Source organism: Pseudomonas sp. NFACC02, from assembly GCF_900110765.1.
Taxonomy (GTDB): Bacteria; Pseudomonadota; Gammaproteobacteria; order Pseudomonadales; family Pseudomonadaceae; genus Aquipseudomonas.
The window spans coordinates 132781-139316 of the sequence record NZ_FOEO01000012.1 but is presented as its reverse complement, the minus strand read 5'-3'; the positions used below and the strand labels follow the sequence as shown (position 1 = coordinate 139316).

At 59.5% G+C, this 6536-nt stretch carries 5 protein-coding genes; all 5 read right to left on the bottom strand.

All coding sequences use genetic code 11. The features are described from left to right. Positions 1 to 294: 294 nt before the first annotated feature. The 5 genes from BMY73_RS13085 to ampD all read right to left on the bottom strand — a co-directional run bounded on the left by BMY73_RS13085 (position 295) and on the right by ampD (position 6493). Positions 295 to 2580, bottom strand: coding sequence for an Orn/Lys/Arg family decarboxylase (locus BMY73_RS13085; protein ID WP_092407554.1), 2286 nt, complete (start codon positions 2578 to 2580; stop codon positions 295 to 297). After that, on the bottom strand, positions 2577 to 4031 hold the full coding sequence (gene potE, locus BMY73_RS13080) for a putrescine-ornithine antiporter (protein WP_092407552.1): 1455 nt from the start codon (positions 4029 to 4031) through the stop codon (positions 2577 to 2579). Before potE ends, BMY73_RS13085 begins: the two co-directional genes overlap by 4 nt. Before the next feature lie 264 nt (positions 4032 to 4295). Next, entirely contained in the window at positions 4296 to 5069 is a 774-nt protein-coding gene (gene surE, locus BMY73_RS13075; RefSeq protein ID WP_092407550.1) for a 5'/3'-nucleotidase SurE, read from the bottom strand. 23 nt (positions 5070 to 5092) lie between these two features. Continuing rightward, positions 5093 to 5929 (bottom strand): regulatory signaling modulator protein AmpE, encoded by an 837-nt coding sequence (gene ampE / locus BMY73_RS13070; protein ID WP_062378710.1) that lies wholly within the window; start codon positions 5927 to 5929, stop codon positions 5093 to 5095. Between the two features lie 15 nt (positions 5930 to 5944). Then, entirely contained in the window at positions 5945 to 6493 is a 549-nt protein-coding gene (gene ampD / locus BMY73_RS13065; protein WP_092407548.1) for a 1,6-anhydro-N-acetylmuramyl-L-alanine amidase AmpD, read from the bottom strand. Between the last annotated feature and the right edge of the window lie 43 nt (positions 6494 to 6536).

The window sequence follows — 6536 nt, the reverse complement described above, 5'->3', positions numbered from 1 at the left end:
CCACGGAGCGTCGTCGGAGTGCGGGTACCCGACGCAGGAGGGCCAAGCCAGGAGCCAGACACTTGGTTACTTGGTGTCCTTTCAAGTAACCCGCCGAAGGCGGAACAGTTTGGACGTTAGGACAAGCCACACCGTCAGCGTCACCCCAAATAGTGGAAATGCGCACCATACAAGCCGGCTTGCTGGCGAATGCAGTGGTTCAGCAGCATCGAAGGTGACTGACACACCCCATCAACAGCCCTCGTAACCTCGGACGTCTCCCAGGGGTAGCGTGTCGTGGGCAGAACAGGCTGATCACTTCAACACCAACATCCGGTATACCCCCGCCTCGCTTTCGATCCCGTGAGTGTCATGGGTGAACCCGGGGAAGGACTTGTCGAAGCTTTCCAGTGCCTTGAGATACGCCAACACGGGGCCGTTTGCAGGCCCTGCGTTTTCCCCGGGCATCAGCAGCGGAATGCCCGGTGGGTACGGCACGATGCCTGTCGCTGCAATGCGTCCCGCCGCTTCCTCCAGCGTGACCTGCTCCACCTCGTTTCTGACCAGCTTTTCGTAAGCCTGCACCGGACTGAACTCGGCCTTGGGCAAGGTCCCGAACGCCTTCGCCATGGCGGCGGTGGTTCTGGTCTGCTTCATGGCGGCGAAGATGTCTTGCGCCAGGTCCCTCAAACCCATACCGGCGTAGCGCTGCTGATTGGCGGTCAGCAGATCGGGCAGGCACATCTCCAACTCGAGGTTGGTGTCGTAGTCACGCTTGAAGTCCAGCAGCGCGTTGACCAACGTGCCCCACTTGCCTTTGGTGATGCCGATCGAGAACAGGAACAGGATGGTGAAGTCCGTGGTTTTCTCCACCACGATGCCTTGACGCCCGAGGTAAGCGCTGAGGACGCAGGCGGGGATGCCGAAGTCGAGCAAATTACCGTCGTCGCCCATGCCGGGACTGAGGATCGACACCTTGATAGGGTCGAGCATGCAGTAGCCGTCTTCGATATCGCCAAACCCGTGCCAGACCTCATTGGGGTGCAGCACCCAGCAGTTCGGGTCGGTCTTGAGCGTGCCTGGATCAACCTCGTGAAAAGGAATCGAGGCCCCGCCGATGTGTACTGACGGCGGCTGCCAGCACGAGAAGAACCAGTCTTCTTGGGCGAGCATTTCAGTCTGCATGCGCGAAATGACCTGACGGAATGCAATGGCCTCTTCAATGGATTCATTGGTCAGGATGTGCCCGCTGGGCGCTTCCATCATTGCGGAGCTGACGTCGCACGAGGCCATGATTGCGTAGTTCGGTGAGGTCGACGCATGCATCATGTACGACTCGTTGAAGCGGCCGTGCGGAATCGGGTTACGGCCATTGCGCACATGAATCATCGAGGCCTGAGACAGCGCCGCCAGCAGCTTGTGGGTCGACTGGGTGGCGAACACTGTAGGCCGGGACGCATCGTGATCCTCAGGGCTGCCGTGCATCGCGAAGCGATCCTTGTACAACGGATTGAAGCGCGCATAGCCGTACCAGGCTTCGTCAAAATGGAGACGGTCCACGCTTTGCCCCAACAGCTCTTCGACGCGCGTCACGTTGTACGTCAGCCCGTCGTAGGTCGAATTGGTGATGATGGCGTGTACCGGTGTTGGATCGATGTGACTTTGGACCAGCGGGTTGTTCGCAATCGCGGCTTTCACGCTCTCGGCGCTCAGGGTCTGCGGCAGAATCGGCCCGATGATGCCGAACCGGTTACGGGTGGGCACCAGGTAGGTCGGAATCGCGCCGGACAGTGTCATCGCATGCTCGGCGGACTTGTGGCAATTGCGGTCGCACAACGCGATCTGATCGCGCGTCACACTGGCCATCAGAATGACGCGGTTGGACATCGAAGAACCGTTGGTGACGTAGTAGGTGCGATGGGCCCCGAACACCTTGGCCGCATAGCGTTCGCCCTGACCGATGGGGCCGCTGTGATCGAGCAACGAGCCCAGCTCACCGACGGAAATCGACAGGTCGGAACGCAGCAGGTTTTCCCCGAAGAATTCATAAAACGCCCGGCCGGCGGTGCTTTTCAGGAAGGCGGTGCCGCCCGCATGCCCCGGGGTGTGCCAGGAGTATTCGTAGCTGCGCGCAAATTTGAGCAATGCGCCGAACATTGGCGGCAGGACCGCCTGACGATAGCGTTCAATGGCCGCCAAGATGCGCCCGCTCAGGAAGCGGCTGGTGTCTTCCGGCAACCAGATGAAGTCGTCAGCGTGCTGCATGACGATCAGCGGCACATTCGACGCGGTGCTGCGATCACTGATCAGAAACACCGGCACGCGGGTGTTGCGCTCACGTAACGTGGTGAGCAGATCAATGCACTCCTGATGGTCTTCGCTGGTGTCCATTTCCCAACTGAGCAACACGCATTGAACCGCCGGATCGGTGCTCAGGATCGACTTGGCGTCGCTCAGGCTTTCCGAGGTCAGCACGCTGATGGAGCGCTCTTCCACGTCGCTGATGAGCTGGATCAGCGCCCGCCCGAACACACTGCGTTTATCGGGCTGTTTGGTGACGAGTAAGGCCAACATGCCAAGCAGCTGTCTGTATTCCGTCATGGTCGAGTCTCCAGCGTGGCGCGATTCAGGTCATTGAGCGGCGGATGATTGAGAGGCCGATTGTCAAGAGACAAGTCGTTGACCGGAATAGCTTCACCGACGATGTGCTGTGCAGCGACGGTCTGGGTGGGAACGCTGTTATTGAGCGCTTCCAGTTTGATCAACCGCGTGTTGACGAAGCCGAACAGCGTGTAGCCCACGATGGTTGCCACGCCGCCCAGCATCAGGGCCTGCGCCCCCGAGCTGTAGAGCGCCAGATAGCTGTAGGCGGCTGCGACGCCGGCGACGATGTTGGTGATAAGCGCTTTGTTCGCCGGTACGTTGGAAACCTTCTGCAGCGTCATCAACGTCGCCATCGACAGGATGTACGGCACCAGGTTAGTGACCACCGCCAGGTTCACCAGCGTATCGAACTGCTTGGCGAGATCCGGGCTGATCGTGAGCAGCGCCATGGCGGTCTGTATCGCCAGCAGGATCAGCATGCTGATGATGGGCACACCGTGCTTGTTGGCCTTGGCGAAGATCGGCAGAAAGTAACCGGTGTCCGCCGAACTCTTGAACACCTGCGCGACGGTGAATTGCCAGCCCAGCAGAGAGCCGATACACGCCAGCACCATCAGCCCCATGACGACGTTGCCGACCATCGGGTTGAACATCCTGGCGAACACCAGCCCGAAAGGCGCGGTGGAAGAAACGAGGTCGGCGTTATTGACGATCCCTGCAATCACGTTGGTGGAGACGATGTAGATTACAGCGGCGCCCAAGGTGCCGCCCAGCACCGCGATGGGAACGTTCTTCTCGGGGTTTTCCACCGCGTCGCCGTTGGCGCAAGCGGACTCCAGCCCGAGAAATGCCCACAACGTGATCGCCACCGATGCGCCTGCCGCCTGATACCAGGGCATGTCGTGAGGGTTCCAGCCGGCCGAATAGACACTGCTGTCGAACCAGAACCAGCCAACGGTCGACACCAGCACGACCGGAGCAATAACGCCCCAGACCGTGACGGAGCCGATCTTGCCGGTGATGTTCGCTCCGCCGAAGTTGGCGAACGTGGTAATCCACAATAACGCGATGGTGGCGAGCCCGACTTGCAGCGAGTCGAGTTTGATATCAAATAGCGTCTGGATATAGCCCACCGCCGTAATACTGATCGCCACATTCGCGATCAACAGAGACAAACCGTAGGTGTAGTTAGTGATGTAGTTTCCTGACTTGCCGAACGTGTACTCGGCATATCCCCCCATGCCGCCCGTCTTGCGGCTGAGCATGCCGCAGCGCGCAAAGGCGTAGGCCAGGGCCAGGGAACCGGTGGCCGTGATCAGCCAGGAAAGAATCGAAATACCGCCGACTTCAGCGAGTTTGGTTGGCAACAACACAATGCCGGATCCCAACATATTGACGGCCGTCAACAGGGTGAGTTGTCCCACACTCATTTTCTTTGCGACTGACATTCCGTTGCCTCATAGGAAAAAGTGAGAGGCCCTTAGCTATAGCAAAGGATTCTCATTAAGCAAGAAATGGAAAATGCTATTACTCAGTGGCTAAAAGCCACTTTGAATAACGTCGACATCAATGACCGACACGCTGGAAGCCGGGGAGTCCGGCCATCTAAACGGATAGCCGGAAGAGACGTTGCGGGCCAGACTAACGTCCAGTAGGCGAGCACAGTTGACACAGATCAATGTGCGTTTGAATACCTGACCTCATCCGTTTGGTCAGGTGGACAGTGAGCGTTGCAAACGCGCCAGCACATCAAGGTCGGTGCGTTCGAAGCGCAGCGGTGTCGCCGATATGCCGCCATGGGTCACCACAAACGTCTCGCTGTCCTCGAAATCCGGGCGTTCGTGACGATCGATGTTCAACCAGTAATAGCCCTGCTCACGCATGTCGGTGCGGCGAGTGATGTTCAGACCGTCCATGCGACCGACGCCCTGTCGGGTGATCTGCAAAGGTCCCGCCTGCGCGGGATCGACGTCAGGGAAATTGACGTTCAGGCAGACATCGGCGGCCCACTCCATGCCGATCAGCGTACGAATCACCTCAGGCGCGAGGGTTCTGGCCGTTTCCCATTTCACCGCGTCGCGACGGGTGAAGAATTGACTCAACGCAATCGATGGCACGCCCAGCAACAGACCGGCCATGGCTGCGCCGACAGTTCCGGAAAACAGTGTTTCCACACCCAGGTTGGCGCCTTTATTGATGCCTGACAGCAACAGTTGAGGGGGATTGTCCATCAGTTGCCTCAGGCCGATGGCGACACAATCGGCAGGCGTGCCCGACACGGAAAATCGGCGTTCACCGCGGGACTTCACGCGTAATGGATGATGGATGCTGAGTGCATGGGAAATCCCGCTTTGGTCCTGCTCCGGGGCGATCACCCAGACCTCGTCCGCGAGCTCCCGGGCGACGGCTTCCAGAACTTCAAGTCCCGGCGCATCGATGCCGTCATCGTTGGTGATCAGGATTCTTTCGATACGCGGGCTGGACATTCATGCCTCCTTCACAAGATGGATCATACAAACAACGTAAATAACGCAAACCCCGCATACCAGACAATCGCCGAGCGAATCAGCAATTCCCACAGCACATCCAGGCTGTTCACGCCTTCGGCGCCCACCACCGGCGCAGGCACTTCACCCGCCACGCACCCGGCGCGAGTGATCAACCCGGCCGCGCTGATGTTCCAGTTCAGCAGCTCAGTGAGCATCACGCGGCTGACCGCGACGAAGTTGCCGACCAGTGCAAAGCTCGCCGCCAGCAGACGCACAGGCACCCAGTCGAATGCATGGCGCAATTGCGTCGCTCGCTCCACCAGCGCCGGGGTTTTCCCGTGCTCGGACGCCAGGGCCAGCAACCGGTAGGCCAACGCGGCCACGGGTCCCAGCACGAAGTACCAGAAGATCACCGCGAAGAAGCCCTGATAGACCTGCCACAGCAAATACGTCTGCACGCCGCCCAGCAACTGCTCCTCGTTCTCTGCCTGAACACCCAGATCACGATGGGCGACCAGCACGGCCGCTTCCTGGTCGCCACGTCGACAGGCGTCGCGAAACGAGCCGAGGTTGGCTTTGATATCCCCACGTCCCAGGCTGTAGATCAGCACCAGCAAATGGATCGGCAGCGCCAGCCAGCCATACGCCACCGAGCCGAGGACCCAGAGCACCAGCGCCAGCAGCAACAGCGGAAACAGGATTGTCAGCGTGAGGATCCACCAGGGACGTTTGGCAGTTCGCGGGTTCGACTCAAGCCGGCCCAGCTGATTCAACCAGGGCGCATCCCGCTGAACACGCTGACGCAGCGCGGAGAACTTCTCGATCCACACGGCCAACAGCAACACCAGAAAACTCATGACCTGCTCCTTGATTCAATTCTGCAAAGCCGAACGAAACCGTGCCCAGTCAAAGCATGGCCCCGGATCGGTCTTGCGCCCCGGAGCGATGTCGCTGTGCCCCGTAATGCGCGGTGGGGTGATGGCCGGCCATGCCGACTGCAATTGTCGGGTCAGGGCAATCAGCGTGTCGTATTGCGCATCGGTGAAAGGCTGATCGTCGGTGCCCTCCAGCTCGATACCGATGGAAAAGTCATTGCACGTCTCGCGCCCTTCGAACACCGATACTCCGGCATGCCACGCCCGATCCAGACACGAGACGAACTGGGTCAGTTCGCCGTCGCGCTCGATCAGAAAATGCGCGGACACCCGAAGCTCAGCGATGCTTTCAAAGTAAGGATGCTCCGTGACGTCCAGTCGGTTCTGGAAGAACGCCTGGACTTTCCCCGTTTTAAACTGCGCCGGTGGCAGGCTGATGTTGTGAATCACCAGCAACGAGATCTCGCCGTCCGGGCGAGCATTGAAATTTGGCGAAGGGCAATGGTGCGCGCCATGGCACCAGCCCGTGGCAAGGTCCAATTGCATGGAGGGTCCCTGGGACGTGAATCGACAGCGGCCAGTATGCCCG

Coding starts and splice junctions, on each gene's coding strand:
- surE (WP_092407550.1), bottom strand. CDS start 5,069: ATGTCCAGCCCGCGTATCGAAAGAATCCTGATCACCAACGATGACGGC.
- ampD (WP_092407548.1), bottom strand. CDS start 6,493: ATGCAATTGGACCTTGCCACGGGCTGGTGCCATGGCGCGCACCATTGC.
- BMY73_RS13085 (WP_092407554.1), bottom strand. CDS start 2,580: ATGACGGAATACAGACAGCTGCTTGGCATGTTGGCCTTACTCGTCACC.
- ampE (WP_062378710.1), bottom strand. CDS start 5,929: ATGAGTTTTCTGGTGTTGCTGTTGGCCGTGTGGATCGAGAAGTTCTCC.
- potE (WP_092407552.1), bottom strand. CDS start 4,031: ATGTCAGTCGCAAAGAAAATGAGTGTGGGACAACTCACCCTGTTGACG.